The sequence below is a fragment of the Paenibacillus dendritiformis genome (genome assembly GCF_015845845.1).
In the GTDB taxonomy this organism is placed as follows: Bacteria; Bacillota; Bacilli; order Paenibacillales; family Paenibacillaceae; genus Paenibacillus_B; species Paenibacillus_B dendritiformis_C.
Map to the genome: position 1 here is coordinate 1 of NZ_LDIG01000161.1, position 20,079 is coordinate 20,079.

Annotated in this window: 22 protein-coding genes, 3 pseudogenes and 1 riboswitch; of the genes and pseudogenes, 9 read left to right on the top strand and 16 right to left on the bottom strand. The window is 53.4% G+C overall.

All coding sequences use genetic code 11. The features are described 5' to 3' along the window. Positions 1–211, bottom strand: a pseudogene (locus tag ABD76_RS16485) (IS1380 family transposase); the annotation flags it as partial. A 646-nt stretch (positions 212–857) separates the two neighbouring features. On the opposite strand from ABD76_RS16485, the gene ABD76_RS16490 reads away from it, so the two are divergent. Both ABD76_RS16490 and ABD76_RS16495 read left to right on the top strand, forming a co-directional pair. After that, positions 858–1,778, top strand: a complete 921-nt coding sequence (locus ABD76_RS16490) for a methyl-accepting chemotaxis protein (protein WP_197258328.1) — start codon at positions 858–860, stop codon at positions 1,776–1,778. A 225-nt stretch (positions 1,779–2,003) separates the two neighbouring features. After that, positions 2,004–2,165, top strand: a riboswitch (cobalamin riboswitch). Further along, the gene (locus ABD76_RS16495) at positions 2,124–2,414 is read left to right on the top strand and encodes an ATP-binding cassette domain-containing protein (protein WP_420901952.1); all 291 of its coding nucleotides are present in this window, start codon (positions 2,124–2,126) and stop codon (positions 2,412–2,414) included. Its footprint overlaps the riboswitch before it by 42 nt. A 191-nt stretch (positions 2,415–2,605) precedes the next feature. On the opposite strand, the gene ABD76_RS16500 is transcribed toward ABD76_RS16495, so the two are convergent. Continuing rightward, the gene (locus ABD76_RS16500; protein ID WP_197258330.1) at positions 2,606–3,202 is read right to left on the bottom strand and encodes a class I SAM-dependent methyltransferase; all 597 of its coding nucleotides are present in this window, start codon (positions 3,200–3,202) and stop codon (positions 2,606–2,608) included. Between the two features lie 306 nt (positions 3,203–3,508). Continuing rightward, positions 3,509–4,039 carry a leucine-rich repeat domain-containing protein gene (locus tag ABD76_RS16505; protein ID WP_197258331.1) on the bottom strand — a complete coding sequence of 177 codons (531 nt, stop codon included), beginning with the start codon at positions 4,037–4,039 and terminating at the stop codon, positions 3,509–3,511. A 93-nt stretch (positions 4,040–4,132) separates the two neighbouring features. Here ABD76_RS16505 and ABD76_RS16510 point away from each other — a divergent pair. Beyond that, a pseudogene (locus ABD76_RS16510) lies at positions 4,133–4,531 on the top strand (CatA-like O-acetyltransferase); the annotation flags it as partial. A 147-nt stretch (positions 4,532–4,678) separates the two neighbouring features. On the opposite strand, the gene ABD76_RS30975 reads toward ABD76_RS16510, so the two are convergent. Beyond that, positions 4,679–4,921, bottom strand: a complete 243-nt coding sequence (locus ABD76_RS30975; RefSeq protein ID WP_420901954.1) for a DUF1093 domain-containing protein — start codon at positions 4,919–4,921, stop codon at positions 4,679–4,681. 202 nt (positions 4,922–5,123) lie between these two features. Between ABD76_RS30975 and ABD76_RS16520 the strand changes: the two genes are divergently transcribed. Then, positions 5,124–5,450 carry an antibiotic biosynthesis monooxygenase family protein gene (locus tag ABD76_RS16520; protein WP_197258333.1) on the top strand — a complete coding sequence of 109 codons (327 nt, stop codon included), beginning with the start codon at positions 5,124–5,126 and terminating at the stop codon, positions 5,448–5,450. 272 nt (positions 5,451–5,722) lie between these two features. Here ABD76_RS16520 and ABD76_RS16525 read toward each other — a convergent pair whose 3' ends face one another. The 3 genes from ABD76_RS16525 to ABD76_RS16535 all read right to left on the bottom strand — a co-directional run bounded on the left by ABD76_RS16525 (position 5,723) and on the right by ABD76_RS16535 (position 6,649). Next, entirely contained in the window at positions 5,723–5,881 is a 159-nt protein-coding gene (locus tag ABD76_RS16525; RefSeq protein ID WP_197258334.1) for a hypothetical protein, read from the bottom strand. Positions 5,882–6,120: 239 nt separating this feature from the next. After that, positions 6,121–6,426, bottom strand: a complete 306-nt coding sequence (locus ABD76_RS16530; RefSeq protein WP_197258335.1) for a spore coat protein — start codon at positions 6,424–6,426, stop codon at positions 6,121–6,123. Between the two features lie 16 nt (positions 6,427–6,442). Next, entirely contained in the window at positions 6,443–6,649 is a 207-nt protein-coding gene (locus ABD76_RS16535; protein WP_420901953.1) for a spore coat protein, read from the bottom strand. 248 nt (positions 6,650–6,897) lie between these two features. Between ABD76_RS16535 and hfq the strand changes: the two genes are divergently transcribed. Both hfq and ABD76_RS16545 read left to right on the top strand, forming a co-directional pair. After that, the gene (gene hfq / locus ABD76_RS16540) at positions 6,898–7,125 is read left to right on the top strand and encodes an RNA chaperone Hfq (RefSeq protein ID WP_087442306.1); all 228 of its coding nucleotides are present in this window, start codon (positions 6,898–6,900) and stop codon (positions 7,123–7,125) included. 222 nt (positions 7,126–7,347) lie between these two features. Beyond that, positions 7,348–8,523 (top strand): cation:proton antiporter, encoded by a 1,176-nt coding sequence (locus tag ABD76_RS16545; RefSeq protein ID WP_197258337.1) that lies wholly within the window; start codon positions 7,348–7,350, stop codon positions 8,521–8,523. Between the two features lie 71 nt (positions 8,524–8,594). Here the strand turns inward: ABD76_RS16545 and ABD76_RS16550 are convergent, their stop codons facing one another. From ABD76_RS16550 to ABD76_RS16575, 6 genes and pseudogenes are all read right to left on the bottom strand, one after another. Continuing rightward, positions 8,595–9,713: a Ger(x)C family spore germination protein gene (locus tag ABD76_RS16550; protein WP_197258338.1), complete on the bottom strand. Its 1,119-nt coding sequence runs from the start codon at positions 9,711–9,713 to the stop codon at positions 8,595–8,597. Continuing rightward, positions 9,710–10,804 (bottom strand): endospore germination permease, encoded by a 1,095-nt coding sequence (locus tag ABD76_RS16555; protein WP_197258339.1) that lies wholly within the window; start codon positions 10,802–10,804, stop codon positions 9,710–9,712. The genes ABD76_RS16550 and ABD76_RS16555 overlap by 4 nt, the downstream gene beginning before the upstream one ends. Further along, positions 10,801–12,276 (bottom strand): spore germination protein, encoded by a 1,476-nt coding sequence (locus ABD76_RS16560; RefSeq protein ID WP_197258340.1) that lies wholly within the window; start codon positions 12,274–12,276, stop codon positions 10,801–10,803. The genes ABD76_RS16555 and ABD76_RS16560 overlap by 4 nt, the downstream gene beginning before the upstream one ends. A 466-nt stretch (positions 12,277–12,742) precedes the next feature. Then, positions 12,743–13,048, bottom strand: coding sequence for a transposase (locus tag ABD76_RS16565; protein ID WP_197258341.1), 306 nt, complete (start codon positions 13,046–13,048; stop codon positions 12,743–12,745). 106 nt (positions 13,049–13,154) lie between these two features. Further along, positions 13,155–14,262, bottom strand: a pseudogene (locus ABD76_RS16570) (MMPL family transporter); the annotation flags it as partial. A gap of 94 nt (positions 14,263–14,356) precedes the next feature. Further along, on the bottom strand, positions 14,357–14,803 hold the full coding sequence (locus ABD76_RS16575) for a MarR family winged helix-turn-helix transcriptional regulator (protein ID WP_197258342.1): 447 nt from the start codon (positions 14,801–14,803) through the stop codon (positions 14,357–14,359). A 731-nt stretch (positions 14,804–15,534) separates the two neighbouring features. Between ABD76_RS16575 and ABD76_RS16580 the strand changes: the two genes are divergently transcribed. Both ABD76_RS16580 and ABD76_RS16585 read left to right on the top strand, forming a co-directional pair. Next, entirely contained in the window at positions 15,535–15,936 is a 402-nt protein-coding gene (locus ABD76_RS16580; RefSeq protein WP_197258343.1) for a DNA-directed RNA polymerase, read from the top strand. A gap of 335 nt (positions 15,937–16,271) precedes the next feature. After that, complete coding sequence (locus tag ABD76_RS16585; protein WP_242069606.1) at positions 16,272–16,505, top strand: ATPase; 234 nt, start codon at positions 16,272–16,274, stop codon at positions 16,503–16,505. 99 nt (positions 16,506–16,604) lie between these two features. On the opposite strand, the gene ABD76_RS16590 is transcribed toward ABD76_RS16585, so the two are convergent. Continuing rightward, the gene (locus tag ABD76_RS16590; protein WP_206765697.1) at positions 16,605–17,375 is read right to left on the bottom strand and encodes an N-acetylmuramoyl-L-alanine amidase; all 771 of its coding nucleotides are present in this window, start codon (positions 17,373–17,375) and stop codon (positions 16,605–16,607) included. 147 nt (positions 17,376–17,522) lie between these two features. Here ABD76_RS16590 and ABD76_RS16595 point away from each other — a divergent pair, with 147 nt between their 5' ends. Beyond that, complete coding sequence (locus ABD76_RS16595) at positions 17,523–17,804, top strand: YqzE family protein (RefSeq protein WP_197258345.1); 282 nt, start codon at positions 17,523–17,525, stop codon at positions 17,802–17,804. A gap of 35 nt (positions 17,805–17,839) precedes the next feature. Here ABD76_RS16595 and ABD76_RS16600 read toward each other — a convergent pair whose 3' ends face one another. After that, positions 17,840–19,033 (bottom strand): phospholipid phosphatase, encoded by a 1,194-nt coding sequence (locus tag ABD76_RS16600; RefSeq protein ID WP_242069607.1) that lies wholly within the window; start codon positions 19,031–19,033, stop codon positions 17,840–17,842. A 374-nt stretch (positions 19,034–19,407) separates the two neighbouring features. After that, positions 19,408–20,079: YqhG family protein (locus ABD76_RS16605; RefSeq protein ID WP_242069608.1), on the bottom strand; the 672-nt coding region annotated here is incomplete at its 5' end.

A 20,079-nucleotide genomic window follows, 5' to 3' on the forward strand; every position in this document is an offset into this window, starting at 1 on the left:
CAAAGTCACTTTTCCCTTGACAAAGTAGCCCCAGGTACGCGTAGACCACATCCGGGTGAGTGACCGTGGGTTGATGTACACCGGGAAGCGAGGAACGAGTCAAGCGCTTGGCAATCTGGGTATGGGAAAGGAGCAAGCCAATGAGGGCAAGACCGGAATGAGCGGTCAGCATCTCCACGGACTGATCCAGTTGAAAACGTACGGGTTTCATCAATGGCACCTCCGGGGTGAGTTAAAGAAAATACGGGAATTCTTCCCTTTTCTTTATTTTACTTTACCGGAGACTCATTTTCTAACTTTTCTATGATTTCATTTCACGGATTCAGGTATGAACTAACCGCTCAATGCAACGCTAGTGGACAAAGCCTGAAATTCCTGCAGTTTTGCAGGAATCCCGCTAACGGGCGACACCTCATGATGGAAACCTGTATTTTTGCATTATTTCGGCAAGCCGAGTTTGGAGAATGAGGGGTTGTCTCATCACTGCAGCGAAACACTGCTGATGGGACAGCCCCAATTTTTTGTTTCAAAAATGGTTGAGATCTATGTTATATAATTAAAAAGTCCTAAGGCATATTGAAACAGCAGCTTAGAAAACGGGGCGAAAGTAATGCCAATTCATAAAAATAGAGGAATATTTACATAAAAATTGGCAGATCTTATTCGCGGTATGTCCACACGACATAGGCTGATCATTCATCAATGTGCAAATATCGAGGTGTCGGACCGGGGCTTGGCCATCAGCCAGCGGTTGCGCCACTCAAGGGCGGGGATATAGAGGTCGGAATCAACCGGGGGCAAGCGGGCATGGATGGCATGTCTGCGGCAATGGAAGGAAAAAAGGGAGATGCGCATGAATGAATAGCGGGATAAGACATGAAAGTACACAAGTGCTGGAGGAACAAGCGGTGCTGGCCGCATTGGAGCAGTCGCTCGCCATGATTGAATTTAACATCCAGGGCGAGTTTCTTTGGGCGAACCATCTGTTTGCCCAGACGATGGGGTACACGGCCTCCGAACTTGCCGGAAAGCACCACCGGATGTTCTGCACAGTACAGTTTGTCGGAAGTTCGGAGTATGATACGTTTTGGGAGAATTTGCGGAACGGTTTCAAATTTCAACAGAAAATCGCCCGGGTAGCGAAAAATGGGGAACTGGTGTGGCTGGAAGCAACGTATATGCCGGTTCTTGACGATAACGGCTGCGCAGTGGCCGTCTTGAAGGTGGCGACCGACATCACGCCAAGGGAAAATGCCGCCTCCCGAATGAAGAACGAGCTGCGGCTGATGGCGGAGGACTTGCTGAAGCGGACGGAAGAAGGCGTGGAGCGCAATCAGCAGGTTGCGGCCGCCATTCAGCACGCGGTGACGGACAGCGAAGATAACTTAACCCTCCTGCGGGAATTGGAAGAACAGTCGAAAGCCATCAAGGGAATTGTACAGATGATCCGGGATTTTGCCACCCAAACCCACCTGCTGGGCCTGAACGCGGCGATTGAGGCGGCCCATGCCGGGGAGCATGGGCTGGGGTTTCAGGTGGTGGCCGCCGAGGTACGGAAGCTGGCGGAGCATGTCCAGCAGGCGGCCAAAGATGTTCAAGCCGCCATCGAGGGAATCGCCGATAAGGTAGGACAGGTCGGCGGGGGGACGAAAAACTCCCGGAATGCAATCGTCGCATGTCAGCATCAAATCAAGCAAGCTACCGAGGAATTTGCCAAAATCGGCAAAGCGGCAGATAATCTGGATGCGCAGGCGAAAAACCTGAGCGAAATGATGTAACGAAGGCTGGACATTCCTGCCGCAAAGATTTTATAAAGAGCGTTTGAGCCCGTCAGCAGGCTTGAAACGCTCTTTTTGTTATCCGGAAAACCGGCGTGCAGTGAGTTCCATCACAGGCGGCGCAATATCAACCAAGCTATGATTCATCTAAGAGAGATTCACGCAATTCAAGTGAAAAAAATTCAACCTGATAAAAATTGAATAGATAACTGAGCGGAGATCAGGGAAAGAGGTGCGATTCCTCTACAGGCCCTAGCTACTGTGAAGCGGACGAAATCCCATTCATGTCACTGGAATTATTTGCTTCTTCGCCGTACGGCGGGGCTTGATCCGGAAGGCCGGCAGATGATGATGGAGCTGATTCGCGATTTGGCCGAAGCCGGGAAAAATATATTGATTTCCAGCCATGATATTGATTTGATCTATGAAATCTGCAATTACGTGTATATATTGAAGCAAGGGCGCGTCCTGTCGGAAGGCCCGGAGACCGAGGTGTTCGCCGACGCCGCCCTGGTGCGGGAGGCCGGACTGGCTCAGCCGTGGCTCGTCAAGCTGCACGCCCGGATGGGACTGCCGTTATGCAAGACGGAAGACGAGCTGTTCCGGAGCTGCGGGAAGGCAAGGGAAGCCAAATAAGGTCATGGGCATGGCGCTGCAGACACAACCGGAATCCGGCGAAGTGCTATCGAAATAGAGTAAACTGGTGATCGAAGAAAGCGCCAGACCGTTTCATTTGCAGCGCGAGATGTTCGATGGCACAGAAGGGGAGGGGGGCCGCTAATCTATGTAATGCTGCGATTGGCAGGCCCCGTACATGTGTCCGTGCCTTATTTTTTTACTACAAGCTGAATGACATGGGCTAGACCGGTATGTCCCTTTCCTTCCACCCGCTCTTGCTCTCCATAGAAGAAATGGATGAGATGATGACCTTCGCACCATGCAAGCAGATCCCGCGGATCGTACAGCATGCCCGGCTCCCGGGGGCCGCCTGTGCCATAATGCAATTGCTCCCGGGAGTATACTTCAAGCATGATCATCCCCCCGGGTTTTACCGCATTTTTCAGCTTCGCAAGCACCGTTTTCTGAGCCTCTTGATGAAAATGTCCAAATACCATGATGGCTCCATCGTATTCCTCGTGCGGCACGGGATCGGTCAATAGATCCGCTTTTGCGGCATGCACGTGGACCGCATGCTTCTGAGCCAGCTTTTTCGTTTTGAGCAGACCGCTATCCGCATAATCAAGGGCGGTCACCTCATGCCCTCTCGTTGCCAAAAACACCGCATTCCTGCCTTCTCCTTCGGCAAATGCGATGATCTTCTTGCATGCCTCTAGCCGAAAGGCCTGTTGCTGAATAAATACATTCGCTTCTTCTCCATAATAATAGTCGTCCGAACGAAAACGCTCATGCCATGGGTTTTCCATACATACTAGCCTCCTGTCATTCACTTGGTATCACGGTTCCGGGAGTTCGAAATTCTGGTGCGGCGCGATCGGCCAGGAAGAGGATGGAGGGAAGGGCGGAATTGGAGCAGTTAACAAATACTATGGTGAAGCCGCAAAAGTAAAGTCGTAAAATTCACTCCCAATTAAAGACTTCGCAGCTCTATAATAACCTCTAGGATTTTGCCGTGTCAATTCACGGAATGCCGCGCGGATGCAAATAGGGCCCCTGCCTTGCGATGGGGACCCTGCATAATCGACAAGTACGCTTCGAAGCGGCAGATGCAGCTACATGGTGCGCAAAAACACGGTATCCTGCATCTGATCGGCAGACGACCAGTCCAGAACGGGATTGTCCCGCAGATCGACCAGGCGCAGCTGCGGCAGGCCTTTCCATTGGCCGAGCTCCTCGTCCCAGTTCCGGTCGTCATAATAATAGCTGGTCATAAACCCTTGCCGTTCGATAAAAACGTTATAAATCAGGCCGCTGTTGTTGATGGCCAGCTTCTTCAGCTTGCTCAGCCCGGTTAGGGACGCCAGCTTGAGATGCACCTCCGAATTCTGGATGCGCAGCTCCTCCAGCTCCCGCAGGGCACTGATGCCGGACATATCGCCATATACGTTGCTGTTCGATAGCTGCAGCCGCTTGAGCTTGCCCAGCTTGAAGATCGAGGAGGCCTCGTCGATTCCGCCGATATGGTCCACGAGCGACAGTTCCTCCAATCGGACAAGTCCGGCGAGCGGGCGAAGATCGCTTGTTCCGGACGATCTTCTCAGCTCGAGACTGCGCAGCTTCTTCAGATGGGCCAGCGGGCTCAAATCACGGATCCCTTTCAGCTTCAGCGACTCCAGATTCGTCAGCTTGGCCAGCCCGTCAGGAGGTTATATACAATGAATTTCCATCCTATCGACATGGAGAATTGGGGAAGAAAGCCTTACTTCGAACATTATTTGCATGCAGCGAGATGCACGTTCAGTATCTCGGCGAACATCAACATTACCTCATTGCTGCCTGTTCTGCGGGCACGAGGGGTCAAGTTATACCCTGCTTTTCTCTATATGGTTACCAAAACGGTCAATGCGCATCGTGAATTCCGAACCTGCTATGATCAGGAAGGCCGATTAGGTTATTGGGAGAGCATGGTTCCGCTTTTTACCTTTTTCCACAAGGACGACTGCACGTTTTCGGCAATGTGGACCGATTATTCGGACGATTTTAACCGTTTTTACGAGAACTATCAGGAAGATATGAGAAGGTATGGCGAGGTCAAGGGCATCCGGGCCAAAGAGAACGAGCCGCCCAATACATTTTCCGTGTCGTGTATTCCATGGATAAGCTTTACCGGCTTTAACCTGAAATATATTCGGCGATGGGCGGTATTTGCTGCCCATTGTTACGAGCGGAAAATATTTCGAGCAGGATGGGCACACTCTATTGCCCGTTTGTTTGCAGGTGCATCATGCGCTGCCTTCCTCGTCATAGGCGGTCAGTGTATAGTAGTAACGCGAAAAAGGATCTCCGCTGTCCGCTCCGATTGTTTCTTCCTTGCCGTTAGCGGTAATATGCACATACATTTTGGTTGTGCCCCACTCGGCTCCTGGCTGTATGCCGCATACAGCGGTTATTGCTTCGCGATGGGCCTGCATCAGGAGGCGCTTCTTACTCTGTCCAAGGCGGAAGCCAATCTGGTATACGTCCATAATCAGGGGAAAGTGGTCCCCACGATCAGGAACAATCGGATCGTCACGCTGACGATGCTTGGAGAGTACGAGTAGGCGGAGGAGGAGATCCGGCGGTTCGAAGAGCTGATTCGCCGGGAACCGGCATAATTGAAAATAATAATCATCATCAATTATAATGGAAGGAGCGTGATATGATGAATTTAGAAGGAGAGGAAAATAAATGTTTATAGAAACAAAAACGATTACGGTCAAAGAAGGCACTTCCGACTTGGTTGTGCAGCGTTTCTCGGGTGAAGGCGCGATTGAAAAATTTGAAGGATTTATCGACTTGAGCGTTCTCGTCAAAAAAGCGAGAAGAGGCGACGAGGAAGTCGTCGTCATGATTCGCTGGGAATCGGAAGAAGCGTGGAAAAACTGGGAGACGAGCGAAGTGCATCTGGAGGGGCATAGACAGAGCCGGGGAAAGCCGAAGCCGGAACATATTATTAAATCGGAGCATGCCGTCTACTACGTAAAAGCGGTAAAAGGCGCATATCAACAAGCATAATCCACATCGAATCATTCCTGCTTAAGAGGGGCTGGCAAGACACCAGCTCCTCTTCCATTATGTTAACGCTCCTTCATCCTCGAGAATCCGCCGCTGAGCTAGTGCCCCCGTTCTGAATGGCAAGCAGAGCCTCGACAAAACCCGATAATGCAATATCCAATAGCAATCCTGTCTTTGCCTAGGTATAATTCCCTAAGAATCTTGTCCGCGGAAGGGGATAACCGTCCTGGGCAGAATCCAGCAACTGATTGGATGGAGTTGAGGATTCTTTCTTATCTTCGGCCCCGCGACGCTTTCCAGATGGCAAGGAACAAAATCGGAAGCACGAAGAACAAGGACAGGAAGAGAGCTCCTCCCGCCAGAATGGCCAGCATCAGTATGCACACGGCCCCGATAATAAAGAATAAACAGCCTCTTGCGACAGACAGCATGGGCAAATCATCACCTCACTTGCAGCTCTTCTTCTTATTCTATGTGCCAGCAAGTGCGGACAAGACAGAGAATATGCAATCTTTGTCTGTGCCAATATCGCGTTGAGGTTGACGTTGTTTCCCTTTTTGTATAATAATTGGATAAAAGGCGAGGGGGAATCAAGGGGCAAGAGACAGGGAAGGAAAGAGGGGAACAAAATCCGGTGCGACAGGACCGTTCCCCAATCTCGAACGGCCTGCTATCCGTTCCGCTGTACCATGTTCAATGCCGTGTTGGCATTGTTCATATCAAGCTGAAGCTGCTCCTGCAGGTTATACGGGTGGTAATAGCCATTCTTCACCATGTACGCGGTTAATTGCTCATGGGCCTGAATGGCGGTATCGAGGTGATTGCGCAGGACCGTCCGTACCTCCGGAGTCGCGGCTTCGGTGAGCGCGGTAGCCAGATCTTTAATTCCGGACTTGGCTGCAATCAGCATATCCGTCGCGACGACCTGATCAGTCATCCCGGCCATGCCGGTCAAGTTTTCCATGATTGTGTTCATTGTGGACCTCCTTTCATCATGAACTGCGGGCTCTGGATAACAGTCCTTGATAATCCTTAATGGCTTGGGCCGATTGTTGAATGTCTTGCTGCATCAAGCCTTTCAGCTCCTGGCAGGACACCAGGTTGACCATCGTCGCCGTTTTGGTCATGCATGCATTTTTAAAAGTGAGGAGCTCATGAAGCTCCAACGTCTCGTGCGCGCCCAGACTTCTTGTTTCCACTTCCATTCACCCCCCTGCGCAGCAGATCACACTTAGTATGGGAGTGGATGCGGGGATTATGTATGGGGAAAGCCGGAAAATCAGGATAGGGATTTCCGCCAAACGATTTCGTCAAACTTGACGATATAGTAAGAGTACAGACACGTTTTGGGGCCGGGAGAAGACATCTTGTGAACTATTTTTCTATCTGTCTGAAATCTGGTAAACTTAGCAGTAGGTTGACTTTACAAGGAAGGGGATGATTGCACTTGAAGAAATCGACCGATCGAAGCTTGCAAGAGCAGTTTCTTACGGAAGCGATACAGCAGGAAGTGCCCGTCACGCTCATTACGAAAAATGGAATCCAGATGAAGGGTATGATTACGTCATTCGATGTGTACACGATTGTGCTCAAAATCGATTCCAAGTACAGCCTTATCAACAAATCGGCTGTCTCAACCATCATCCCGTCCCAACGCCTCTCCCTGTTCAAGTAGCATATTTTCGTTTTCGTTCCGGGGCTGTCCTGTCGTCGGCGGACGAGGGACGGCCTTTTTGAACCCTTACTGAGAAATGGTTTGCAACTTACGATAAAGTGGAGTATAATAGTAATACTTCGTCTAAAAAAATATGTTTTATTTTGGAGGAGCCTGGCAATTTAGGGCTCCTCTTTGTCTTTTTTAGAAATGTTAAATATTGTAAAGAGTGGGGGAATCGTAATGGAATTTATTCTGTATCTTGCCTTGATTCTGCTGTGCACCAAGGTGGCAGGCGACATTTCGGTCCGCCTCGGCCAGCCCGCCGTATTGGGGAAGCTGATCGTTGGCATCCTGCTTGGTCCTGCTGTGCTTGGCTGGATTGAGAAGGACAGCTTTATCACTCAGGTATCTGAAATCGGCGTCTTGCTGCTGATGTTCATTGCCGGACTGGAGACCGATGTCGATCAGCTTCGCAAAAACTGGAAATCGGCGTTCGCGGTTGCCGTTGGCGGCATTATTCTGCCATTTATTGGCGGCTACGGGGCGGCGATCGCATTCGGTTTCTCTTCGAATTATGCGCTGTTCTTCGGCGTTATCTTTTGCGCGACTTCCGTCAGCATCTCCGTCCAGGTGCTGAAAGAAATGAACAAGCTTAATTCAAGAGAAGGGACGACGATCCTTGGGGCCGCCGTCGTGGACGATGTGCTTGTCGTCATCCTGCTGGCGTTCATTATGAGCATCGTCGGCCAAGGGGGAGACGTCTCCCTCGGACTGCTTGTCGGCAAGAAGCTCTTGTTCTTCGCCATTACTTTCGTGGCCGGCTGGCTTATCGTGCCGCGCGTGATGAAATGGCTGGCTCCGCTCAAGGTGACCGAAGCGGTGATTAGCGCCGCCTTGATTATTTGCTTTGCGTTTTCTTATTTTGCCGAGTGGATGCAAATGGCCGGCATAATCGGCGCCTTCGCCGCCGGCATCGCGGTGTCAATGACCCCATACAAGCATGACGTCGAGCATAAGGTCGAGCCGATCGCTTATTCGATCTTCGTTCCGGTTTTCTTCGTCAGCATCGGGCTGAATGTGTCGTTCGACGGCATCGGCAGCCAGTTGGGTCTGCTTGCTGTCATTACGATTATCGCCGTCGTGACGAAGCTGGCCGGGGGCTGGCTGGGCGCGCGCGTAACCGGTTTCGACAGCCGCTCCTCGCTGGCGATTGGCGCAGGGATGATCTCCCGGGGAGAAGTCGCCCTCATTATTGCAGCCACAGGCTTGCAGTCCGGGCTGCTGCAGCCGGAATATTTCACGTCGATCATCATCATGGTCATTATTACGACGCTGGTAACGCCGCCTATGCTGAAAATGCTGTTCAAGAATGCCGACGAGATGCCGGTGGAGCAAAAAAACAGTGTGAATCTGTAGCCATCTAAGGCCGGGCCGATTCGCCGCCGTACTCTGTGCGGCGAATCAGCCCGGCCTCATTACGGCCCCGCTTATTTTACGGCGCCCATACCGATGATCTTCACTTTCACCTTCACATTGACGATCGCCTCTTCGAAATAATCCTCCCAATGGTCTTGGGCTTTCTTCCATTGCGGATACGCGTGGGCTCTTGCATACATGCCGAACCCGGCCGGATCGATGCGCGCCTTTTGGAGCTTGCGAACAAGCGCGTTGAACTTCTCCTCCAGACTGGCGTTAATTTTCTGCTCCAGCGACGGCTGCATGACATCAAACGGGAATAGACGTTCCGTCACATAGACGATAGAGCGAACGTTTACATCGAACACGAAGCGGCCCTGGTCGTATCGTGCTTTAATCTTCGGCTTAATACTCTGGAGATTGATGCTGATCTGCTTCATGTCGATATTCTCGGGCCCTTTTCCTGGATCCATTGGGAGACGAAGCGTAAACGGAAATTCGCCCTTTGTTTTATTTCTTAATATGTATATCAGCTTCGTCTCGTCGGAATCGGCCATCATTTTGAACCGGGACGATTTATCCAGCAGCGCGGTGCCTGTCAAGGCTAAGCCTTCCTCTTTGCGCATGCCGGTGATGCTCGGGGTTATCCCTCTCTCATGGATATGGCGATGGAATTCCTGGACGGTCGTCTTGGTTGTCTCATTCCGCAGCAGACCCGTATCCAACAGATTCGACAAATGTAAGGGGAGTCGCGGCTTGTCCTCGACTGAAAATTGAATCAGGTCGCTAAGGGCGCCATCGAAGTAGACGACCCGGGCGGACACGGTGCTCCTGGTGTCCCGATAGAACGGATCAAGCAAAGATGACCAATTCCCCTGCGCGGCAAGCTTCTTGCCGATGATGATCGCCTGCGTCTTCCCAGCCGTTGTGATCCCAAGCGCCCGCTTGTCGAATTCTTCGCGGGAATGGCGCAAGGTGGTCGAGCGGACCTCGAATTCTTCTTCATTGTCCTTGGCTTCCTTCGAAAAGACCGGACTTGATATGGCCAGCAAGAGGTTGCCTTCTTCATCCAGATCGAGGCCGACCAGCAGCGACAGCGTCATATTCTCAATGGTCGTATAGGTTGCGCACCCGGGAAGAGGGAGCACAACCAGCAGCAAAATAACAATTGTGATGGCACGCCGCATCATTGGATCGCCTCCTTCGGTGTCACCTTCTGATAAATTTTGATGGACAGATATAAGAGAAGCGGCAGCAAATACGATATGACCATGCCGGAGTAACCGGCCCATTGAGTAGAGCGAAGGGATTCCAGCCACGAAGGCCTGAGCCAGCTCGCCAACAGTAAGGTGCCAATACATATTGCGAGCACATATGGGCTATGGTTCTTCGTCCCGAACAGCTTGGCGCCGCTGACGGAAGCCCCGTACAAATACGGAACCAGCGACGTCGAAATGACGATCAAATAGATCGCCAGGAAAATGACGTCGAATCGTTCCAGAAAGCGGAATTCGATTACTTTCAACAGGTTCAAAATCGGTTGATTGTATTGAATGATCTCGTCCGGGCTAAAAAAACCGAAGCAGACAATGGTCCCAAAGACATAAACCAGCATCGTTAATGCATTCCCGAGCACGACGCCTTGGATCGCCAGATCCTTGCGCGTTAAGAATGGGTAGACGAAGAATACCATCTCGAACCCGAGATAGGCCGTAGTCGTGGTCGGAATCGCCTTAATGACGGGGGCCCAACCTTCCTTGAGAACCGGCAGGAAATGGATGAGATACCCTTCTCGCAATGGAAGCAAAAGCACGGGAGCCATCCAAATCGTCAAATAAAACACGATTTCGGAATATCTGGCGATATGCGTAATATGCTTTCTCGCTGTCACATAGGCAGGGATGAACAACAGGAGCAAAATGTATGGTATTGGCGTCATCGCCAGGAACCATGATTTAATGTACAGCATCGTCGCGACAAATATCGACCAGCACAATAAGATAAAATGCAAGGCGACCACAGCCAGCACGAGCTTGCTGATTACCCGTCCGAACAGCCGCTCCAGCAATTCCGGCAGCGTATCTTCCGGATACTGCCTCATGATGACAACCATAAGTATACTGAACGACAGGTTGATCACCCATGCCAATATAACCGAAATCCACCCGTCCGTCGAAGCGATCTCCGCGAGCTGGCGGGGCAGAGACAGGACGCTTGTCGCCACCTGAGTCCCGTGAATCAACAAGGCGAACTGCAGGAAGGTGATGCGGTACGGATTCACTTCGGCCTGCCTCCTTCAGATGTATTCTCTCCTTGCCGCTTGATCTGCTGCGGACCCGGTCCGGTAGGGCGGGATTTCATCGACCACAGCGGGAAGCGAAGGAACGTATCCTTCAGATCCGCGAAGCGGACGGGAGCCAACGGGCTTCCGTAAGCGGCCCCGAGCGAAGTCAGCGAGCAGAGGTGAGAGAGTAGAAGCATGGCCCCGCATACGATGCCGACGAAGCCGTACAGAAAGGCAACCAGCATCATCGGAAACCGCAAGAAGCGAATCGCCGTTCCCATATCATAATTGGGTATGATGAAGGATGCGATCGCGGTGGAGGCGACCACGATAACCATGATGTTGCTGACGATGCCCGCCTGGACGGCGGTCTGCCCGATAATAATGCCGCCAACGAGCCCGACCGTCTGTCCGATCGGAGCCGGCAGCCGGATTCCCGCCTCGCGCATCATCTCCAAGGTCACTTCCATAATAAATGCTTCCAAAAACGGATGAAAAGGAACGCGTTCTCTTGATTCCGCCACGGTTAAAATAAGCTGGATCGGAATGACCTCGAAATTGAACGTGATGAACGCGATATAGAGCGAAGGCAAAAACAGGGCGATAAAAAAAGCAAAAAAACGCAGAAGCCGAATGAAGGAAGCATTGATCCAGCGCATGCTGTAGTCATCCACGCTCTGGAAGAACGACACGAACGATACCGGACCGATCAGCACGCTCGGCGAACGATCGACCACGACAACATAACGCCCCTGCAAAATATGAGAGGCCGCCGAGTCGGGCCGCTCCGTCATCAACAACTGCGGGAACGGAGAGTAAGCGTCGTCTTCGATCAGCTCGGACAGCTCGCCCGTGTTGAGGATAGAGTCGATGTCCAGCCCCTCGACGCGCCGGACCAACTCCTGAAGCACGGCCGGATCGGCCACATCGCGAAGGTATAGGATGGACATGGTGTTTTCTCCTCTTGTCCCGACCTTCAACTGCTTGATCTGAAGCTCCCGGTTCGGGATATAGCGCCGAATCAGAGCGATATTTTGAATGGCCGTCTCAACGAAGCCTTGGTGAGACCCTTTGATGGACGCCTCGATTGACGGATCTGTAATCGACCGCTGCGGCCAGCCGCACGTATCGAAGATATAGGCCTCGGTTGCGTCCGGCAGGAAGAGGACGCTTTTGCCGTTAAGCAGCATTTTCTCCACCTGGTTCATGTCTGTCGTCGATTGCACATTGCCGACCGTGACAGGCAGGGAATATTCCGTATTGGACAGAGCTTCAATCAGCGGGTGCAGAACATGATTGTTAATGGAATTCATATCGACCAAGCCATCGAAATAGACCAGCATGGCTTCAGGCCCGTTCGGCGTATCGACGCTCCGGAAGATCAGGTCGGGAGCTTGCGGGAAGATGGATTGCAGCCACTGCACATTGTCCGACATCCGTTCATTCACTTTTCCATTTTGTGATGACATCCTTGCTCACCCTCGCCGTTGTTCATATGAGAGAAGTCTGGCTCACTGGGAACGATTTTATTCGAGCGCCAACGCAAGATTCGACAGGAGCCGGAACAGGAGAAGCACGTATGAATTAAGATGAGAAGAAGGAGGGGATTCGAATGAGCAGAGGAACCAAGATCGGACTCGGCATTACGGCCGCCATCGTGGCGTTTATTGCGATTATGATCGCCTGGTACTTCAACACGGCGGCGTCCGCATTCGTCCGATGATGGGCTCCGAGCCAGCTCAGCCAGATCGAGGAACGGAAATCCGGGCTTCCCTTGAACAGCCCTTGCAGATTGCGCAGGAACAGACCGGTGCCGAATGCCATATTTTCCATTGGAAAAGGCTTGGACAATCTCGGATTGGGTATATTCTCGAACCTATGGATATGAATTAAATAAGCGCAGGGAGATCCCGCATTCCTATGGGGCAAGCTCTCTTAGACTCGTCCCTTGTCATCCAGATGGAATGCAAGCTCCCGCAGCAGCCGGTAGGGAATATACAGCCCTACATAAGCGCCGGCAATCAGGAAGGACGGATATAAAAAGACGGCATGGATTTGCGACGTTAACTGGGTGCCCTCCTTAACCACCTCATACATCACGGAAGCAAAGATGGAGCCCGCAACAAAGAAGCTCAGCAGCGCCAATAGATGGAACGCCGTGCCAAGCATGCGATACCGATGGCCAAGCCAAGCCATGACGAAGGGAACGGCAATAAATGCAGCGACCAGTACGATTTTCATATATATCGCCTCCTTGGATCTACGATTGCCTGATAGGAGAGGGGTTATGCACGAAAAAAACGTCCGGAGCAATCGCTTCCGGACGGGGAGGGGATTTATTCAGGTGCTACATCGCGATTCGATCGCGCTTGGCCTCGTCTGCCTGGCTTGCCCGGAACGGCCACCAATTGGCCGAACCGAATAATTTGACCATGACGGGCACGAAGAATGGCAGCAGCCAAATGGCATAGAGAACGAGACCGGACAGAACGACCGTCGCAATCTGCAGCATGCTGAGCACGCCGGACGGATAGAAGGAGGCGAAGGTTCCTCCCAGAATGATGACGGCCGAAATAATGACGGTGCCCATATTTTTCATCGCGTGCAGAATGGCTGCGCCGGCATCCATATGCTTATTTTCGTTGAAGCGGTCCATCAAGAAGATGCTGTAGTTGACGCCGAGCGCGACGAGCATGACGAAGCTGAAGAACGGCGTCGGCCAACTGATGCCCGAGTATCCGAGCATATCGACGAAGATAAGCTCGGTTACGCCCAGCGACGTGTAATACGTCAGATGAGCGAGGCGATCAAATATAACGGCATGATGATGGAGCGCAGCAGAAGAATCAGGATGATCAGAATGCCGGCCATCATGAAGATGACGGTACGGGTATAGTCTTCTCCGGAGATCTGCTTCAGATCGGCGAAGGTGCTTGATACGCCGCCGATGGCGATGTCCGCTTGCTCCCAAGCGGTGCCGCCAATTGGGCGGTTCCCTTGCCGGTCTCGGTGACGGTGCCGCGGATGGCCAGGTAATCTTCATCGCGCAGCAGATCGGGATAGTTCGCTTCCAGGCGGCTGAAGCGGCTGTCCAGCGACTGCAGCGCCTTCGCGGCGCTGTCGAGCTGCTGCTGCATCTGCTTCAGGCCGGTGTCCGCCTGCTGAATGCCGTCGCCGATCTTCTGGTATGAAGCGAGAAGCTTTTCATTGGCGGCGGCCAATCGCAAGGCGCTGGCCTTGGCTTGCGACAAGCCGGCCTTGAGCTGTCCGGCGCCAGTCGAGCCGTCCGCAATCCCTTGCTGAATACGGGCCAGGCCGGCCTTCAGCTCCCGGATGCCTTCCTTGAGCGCCTTCGTGCCCGCGGTAAGCTGCCCTGCCGCTTCCTTCAGCTTCGGCGCGTTCTCGGACAAGGCGCTGCTGGCTTGGGACAGTCCGCTCTTAATGTCTGTCAGGCCCTGGCTTCCTTCACCGAGTCCTTTTTCGAGCGTCTTGGCCTGCTCGGTAATCTTCAGATCGGGGATAGCCTCCCCGGAAGGCCGGCTCAGGCTCCTACTCCTCTCTCCTTATCAGATAGGCTAACTTCTCGAAGGTGCTGATGAAGGCTTCCACCTCCCGCTCTTCGAAATGAACCAGATAGGAAGATACCATATCCTGGACCTTCTGCTCCGCTTCCTTCAGCACCGATTCGCCGCGGGGGGTAAGGGATAGATACACCTGCCTGCGATCGGATTCATCCCGGGTGCGGTCGATGAGCCCGCGGTCGGCAAGCCGGGTAATGATCGCGGTGATCGAGCTTTTGCCGACAAGAAAAGCATCCGCCAGCTCGGTGGGATTGCAGCGGCGGCATCCGCTGATGAACAGTAGAATCTGGAATTGTTCGGGCGTCAATTCTTCCTGAATGGCGTCCCGGATATCGGCGAACAGATGTTTCGTTACATCGAAGTAGGCTGCGATATAACGATCAATCCATTGTTTGGAATTGGCATTCGAATTCAATATTTCTTCCTCCTCAATGAGTGTATGCACGGCAGAGTTGTCTATATTGTTTCATAATGAAATAGTTCGATGATAAAACTATATGCCGAAGCCTGGCGAATGTCAAATTCATAATACGGGAAAAATACTTCGAAACGGAGCATGACTCTTGAAAAAAGAAGCATCCCTTTGTATAATGATGATAATGATTATCATTTCTAATCGTATTTGCATAATTTTAGGATGAAACCGGGGTGGAACGATGATTATTGTTCAACAGGTCATGACGGCGGCGTTGTTTGTCTTGGCTGGGGTATGCCTCTATATGTGTCTGAAGCAGGATCGGAGAACCAGGAAATCCCCGCAATAGGAAGTGGATTTCCTTTTTTCTTTTTCATTTATATTTCTTGACATTTAATGAATGAACGTATATAATTACATCTTATAATCGTAAATTTCACTCTCCTACGCATTTTAGAATCTTACTTACACACCTTGTCCACATCTCACTTCGGAATCACCCTTATCTGCTGCCCATTCCGTCTGTCATGCCACCAAGTTTGTTGTAAGGTTAGCCGCTGCACTCGCTTGAAGCTCACGATTCGCTAGTCTGTTTCATCGTGTTCGATTACGGTTACTATTATGAAGTCAAGAATATAGTCTATCGAAAAGGGGACTGTACACAACGACATTAATTTGAAGTTCTGCTGGGCAGAGTGTCCGGCAGGTTGAAAGGTTTGGAGGTAATACAAATGAATACACAACTCGTGCACAATTGGTTGAACCATTTGGGCGGATACCGGGCAAGCCGCGCGATCAACGAACGCCGCTTGAGCTACCGGATGTCCTACATCCAGGACGCGAAGCGTCCAGGCACGTGCCGGGAGCAAGAGCGCATTCGCCATGCCATCTCCCGAGCGAAGGAGCAAGAAATGATATTCCAGGAAGCATGCGCCCGACTGCCTGTGCCATACCGGGAAGTGTTGAACAAACGGTATTTGCAGGATACGCGCGGCATCGAGCTGGATATCATCTCGGATGCGGTTGACGCCTTGACCCGCGTCTTGACGGCGATGGAGCAAGCGGGCACGATACAATATCGTATCGTGGAAGGTTATGTCATTATGCACCGCGCTCATCAACGCACGGCGTAATCGTTTTTCATCGCGGAATGATGCAACCGGGCTTTTGAACAAGGACATGGATACAATTCACGTCATTCACTGTACATGGAATTTTCGAACAATTTGGATATGAACCTGTCATCTCACGGATGGGTAGGCCCTCCGTTCATGCATTTCATTCTACACGATTGGGTGAACTTTAATCATGATTCAGGAATACTGATAACCCCTTAGGATAAGGAAATCCTACAGGGGTTATTTTATTTTTACGGGCTGTCTGCCATTGGCCCCTTCAGGATAGGTTTTGCGCAAATGACGCATAGTAACGATATACAGAATCTGGCCCAAGCTATGGAGGGATGAACATGAAAAAGGGGATAGGAAAACGGGCTAAAGAAATATTGCGAAAATTGCTTCAGGGCAGAGGGATGAGGCGCCTGGCCATCGTTCTCGCACTGGTGATTCCGGCAGCCGGATATGCCGGAGACGCCTCGGCATGGGCGGCGAGGGAAGAACTGCCTTCACAGTCCTTGAATGCCGCCAAGGAAGGCATTCCCGCTTCGCCCCGGCAGCATGTGTCAGAGCCTCGCCAGCGCTAACGCATCCATCATCCATACAGGCAGGGAGGAGTGCCGGATGCGGCCGTTGTATCCTGTGCGAAGCGCCGGAAGGAAATCGTTCCTCCCGGCGCTTTGCAGTCAATATATGGCCTGATAATGCAAGATCGCATCACAGAGCCGGGACGCAATCGCCGTCTGCGACCGCGGATCGGTCAACATTTGGCGATCCCTCGGGTTGCTCAGATAGCCCAGTTCCACAATGACAGCCGGTTGGTCGACATGCTTCAGCAGGTAGTACGTCTTCCCATGCTCGGGAAGAGTGCTCGTTGAGAAGAGCGGGTTCAATGAATCTTGAATGAGGGAAGCCAGCAAGCGGCTTCGGCCTTCGTTCTGATGCAGGACAAGCGGACCGGTCGCCTTCGAGCGTTTCGACCAATTGACATGAAGACTGACGAACATCGATACGGGGACTTCCTCACTTAGCTGCTTCCGGTGCGCCAAGTCCTTGGAATGGCGCGAACGTACGGCTGACCAGCGGTTGTCATCGCTTAGGGCATAATCGCCGGTACGATTAAGAATGACCGGCACCCCGCGCGCTTTGAGCAATAAATAGAGCTTGCGGGCAATTGCGAGATTGATGTTTTTCTCCAAAATATCCCCGTAGCTCGTACCGCCGTCAATTCCGCCGTGTCCCGCATCAATCAGCACGTGCGGGGAAGGAAACGCGCCGCTGTAGACCGGGGGTCTGTCAGGGGCCGGCCAAGCGCCGACCGGTTCGGGAATATGGACATTCCTGGCGGCCTCCTGCTGCGCGCAGGCAGGGAGGGGCAGGAATGACACGCCTATAAGCACCGCTATGATGGCATACAGCCATCGCCTTGTCCTACGGGACGACAGGAGATTAGGCATATCGCGTGAACCACCTTCATTGTATGGAATCGATTGTTCTTATCGTGCCCAATATGACAGCGCTTCATTCCGAGGCGGGCTCGCGTTTGGCCGGGTTGGGAATGGGGCACACTAACATCCATCAGGGACTGGATGGAGGTGGCCATCATGGCCAAAGGTCAAGACCTGATCAAATATATTACGCAGCAGGTCGTCACGTATATCGACACCCCTGTCGAGGCCCGGCGCGAACGCAGATTGGAGCGCAAAAACCGTGCCAGGGAGCCGTGGCAGACGAAGTGGTTCGGGATGGTGCCGTTCAGCGTGCAGATGTGGGCAGGAAAGTGGAGGCAGGCGGGGCAGCCGTTCCTTCGCCGGGCGGCCCGTCTCAAGCTGATGCGCTGGCGCAAAGGACCGCGGTCTCCGCAAGATGAAAAGGCACACTCCTGATGGCAGAGGTGCCTTTTTGTATGCCGATAACCGGATTAGGATTGCGGGATGAAGTATCCGTTCGCGAGCGCGTCTGCCGCCGGAATCCAGCGCATCGCTCCCTTATCGTAGCTGGATATAATAACATACTTGGATTCAGCCGGAGCGGCAGCATCTCCGGCCGGCTCCCAGCGCTGCATACCGATATAAGCGAATGGCATCTTCATATCGAGCCCGGGGCGCTGCTGCACATAGACCCACCGCTTCGACTTGTAATCGGCCGGCGCTCCGGATTCGGGCTTGCGGAGATCCTGGTGCCGGGTCATCCAGAGAATATTGTGGTACGGGTCGAACGGCTCCCGGTAGGAGCTCGGGCCCGGAACAGCATCTCCTTCTTCGCGGCCTGTCAGGGGACCTTCGCCCCCGGGAACGCCCTCCCGGAGGAGCGCTGGTGCGGCATCCTCCTTCGATGGGAGCGCGCTGGAGGCCAGGACGGCCCGCCGCTCCTTGCTCCATGGCGCCGCCAGCCGCTCCGGCTTGAAGGAAGGAGGCAGCCATTCCCCGCTCTGCGCATCAAGCCATTCCACCTCTCCGCTGCTCCATTCGAGACGCCACACCGTGAGCAGCGGGTCGAAGAAGCAGGGCTCAATATCGGCCAGCCTGTCATTGCCCGCGGAGGAAGCCGCGTCTTCGGCTTGCAGCCGATGGGCCAGCGCTTGATGCAAGGTCGTCTCCTGATACGGTATGGCGCTGCCGCGCCCATATTCCGCGAGCCGGATCTCGCCTTGCTCGGTCGCTTCCAGAATCATATATCCGATCTGCTCCTGGCCCGAAATGACGCGGACGAGCCACCCGTGCATCCCGGGACCGAGCGGAATCGTCTCGAGTCCGGCCTCGCGCCAGTCGGTGAACGGTTCATTCTTCGCCAATTGCCGCTTGTAACGGTCCGCGATGTCTCGCACGGATTCGGCCTGCGCGTTCCCCGCGAGGCTGTCCCCCGGATGATGGAGCTCCGCTGCGCTCCGTATTCCAATCAGCATCACCGAATAGCGGTGTTCATTCGTTTCCTTCGGTTCGACATAAGCGGACTGCGCCTTCGGCAAGATGACGGGAGGCTGCTCTCCCCGAAGCGGGTACAGCGAATCCGACGCGGCCAACACCGTGAACGTGACTCCTCCCGCGGCGAGCGAGGTCAGCGCCGCCGTTGTCATCAGACTGGCCAATCTTGTCCACCAAGGCGTATTTTGCATCTCCAACACCTCTCTTGGCTATGACATTCCATTAGGCTTGCCGTCTTCTTGCGGTGCCGTGCACCGGTTCAGTATATGTACACGTTATTACCCGTCCGGCGCCATGTTTCAACCATTTCATTGTAAGGGACAAGCGATAAAAAGGCTGTCGGAACAGGGGATGACACGCCTTGCGAAGTCGGTTCTATTTTTGCCGCAAAATGGCAATTCGCCGCGCATTATAGCCGACCGCCGCGGACATCGCGCTCCGAGAATCTGACAAGGCCCGGGGAAGCCGAGGGCAGAGGAACAGGACCCTTGCCGCTGCCTCTGAACGGCACTTTGCCGGGAGCTCGCAGCTTGTCGGTCTCTTGCTGGATGTTCCTTATCCCTCGCTACTGGATCATGGGCACATGAACGAGCCCGGCGTTAATGAGACTCACTTGAATTCGCGGCTCGAACTGCCACCGCACTTCCTGCTGGCGCACCTCGTATTGCTCCCCGATGGTCATGGGCCGATTCTCTTCCTCTTCCCCGCTTGAAGGCGGGGCGGGAGCCTCCTCATGGGGGAGGCGGCCCGGCTGCTGGCCCGCCTCGCGGATAAGCGGCTCATAGTAGGAGGCGAGCCGGCTTAATTCCTCCTCGAGGCGGACACTCGCTTCGCGCGCCCACGTATCGTCATGGCCGGCGATGACCCCGGCGAGGTGCTCCTCGACATAGGACAATGCCGCCGGCAGCGACAGCCGCCACGGCAGAACATGGACATGGGGCGGCAGCTTCGGCGTGACGTCCATCCGCAGCACCTCCTCCATGTAATCGAGGCGCATCTTGCCGCTGACGAGCGAGATGCCGTAGGAATGGATCTCCTCGCGCTTCAGGTCGCAGGCGAACTCCAGCTTGAAATTGAGCAGCAGCCACGTCTCGTACGGGGCGGATTGCTTCACGCGGCGGGCTCCGCGAGCGCCGCCGGCGGCCGGCGGCTCCACGAACAACTGCACGAAGCGGCCCTCCGCATGGGCCGCCTGCATAATCTGTTCGAGGCGCTTGCTCCCGTACGTGACGTCGTC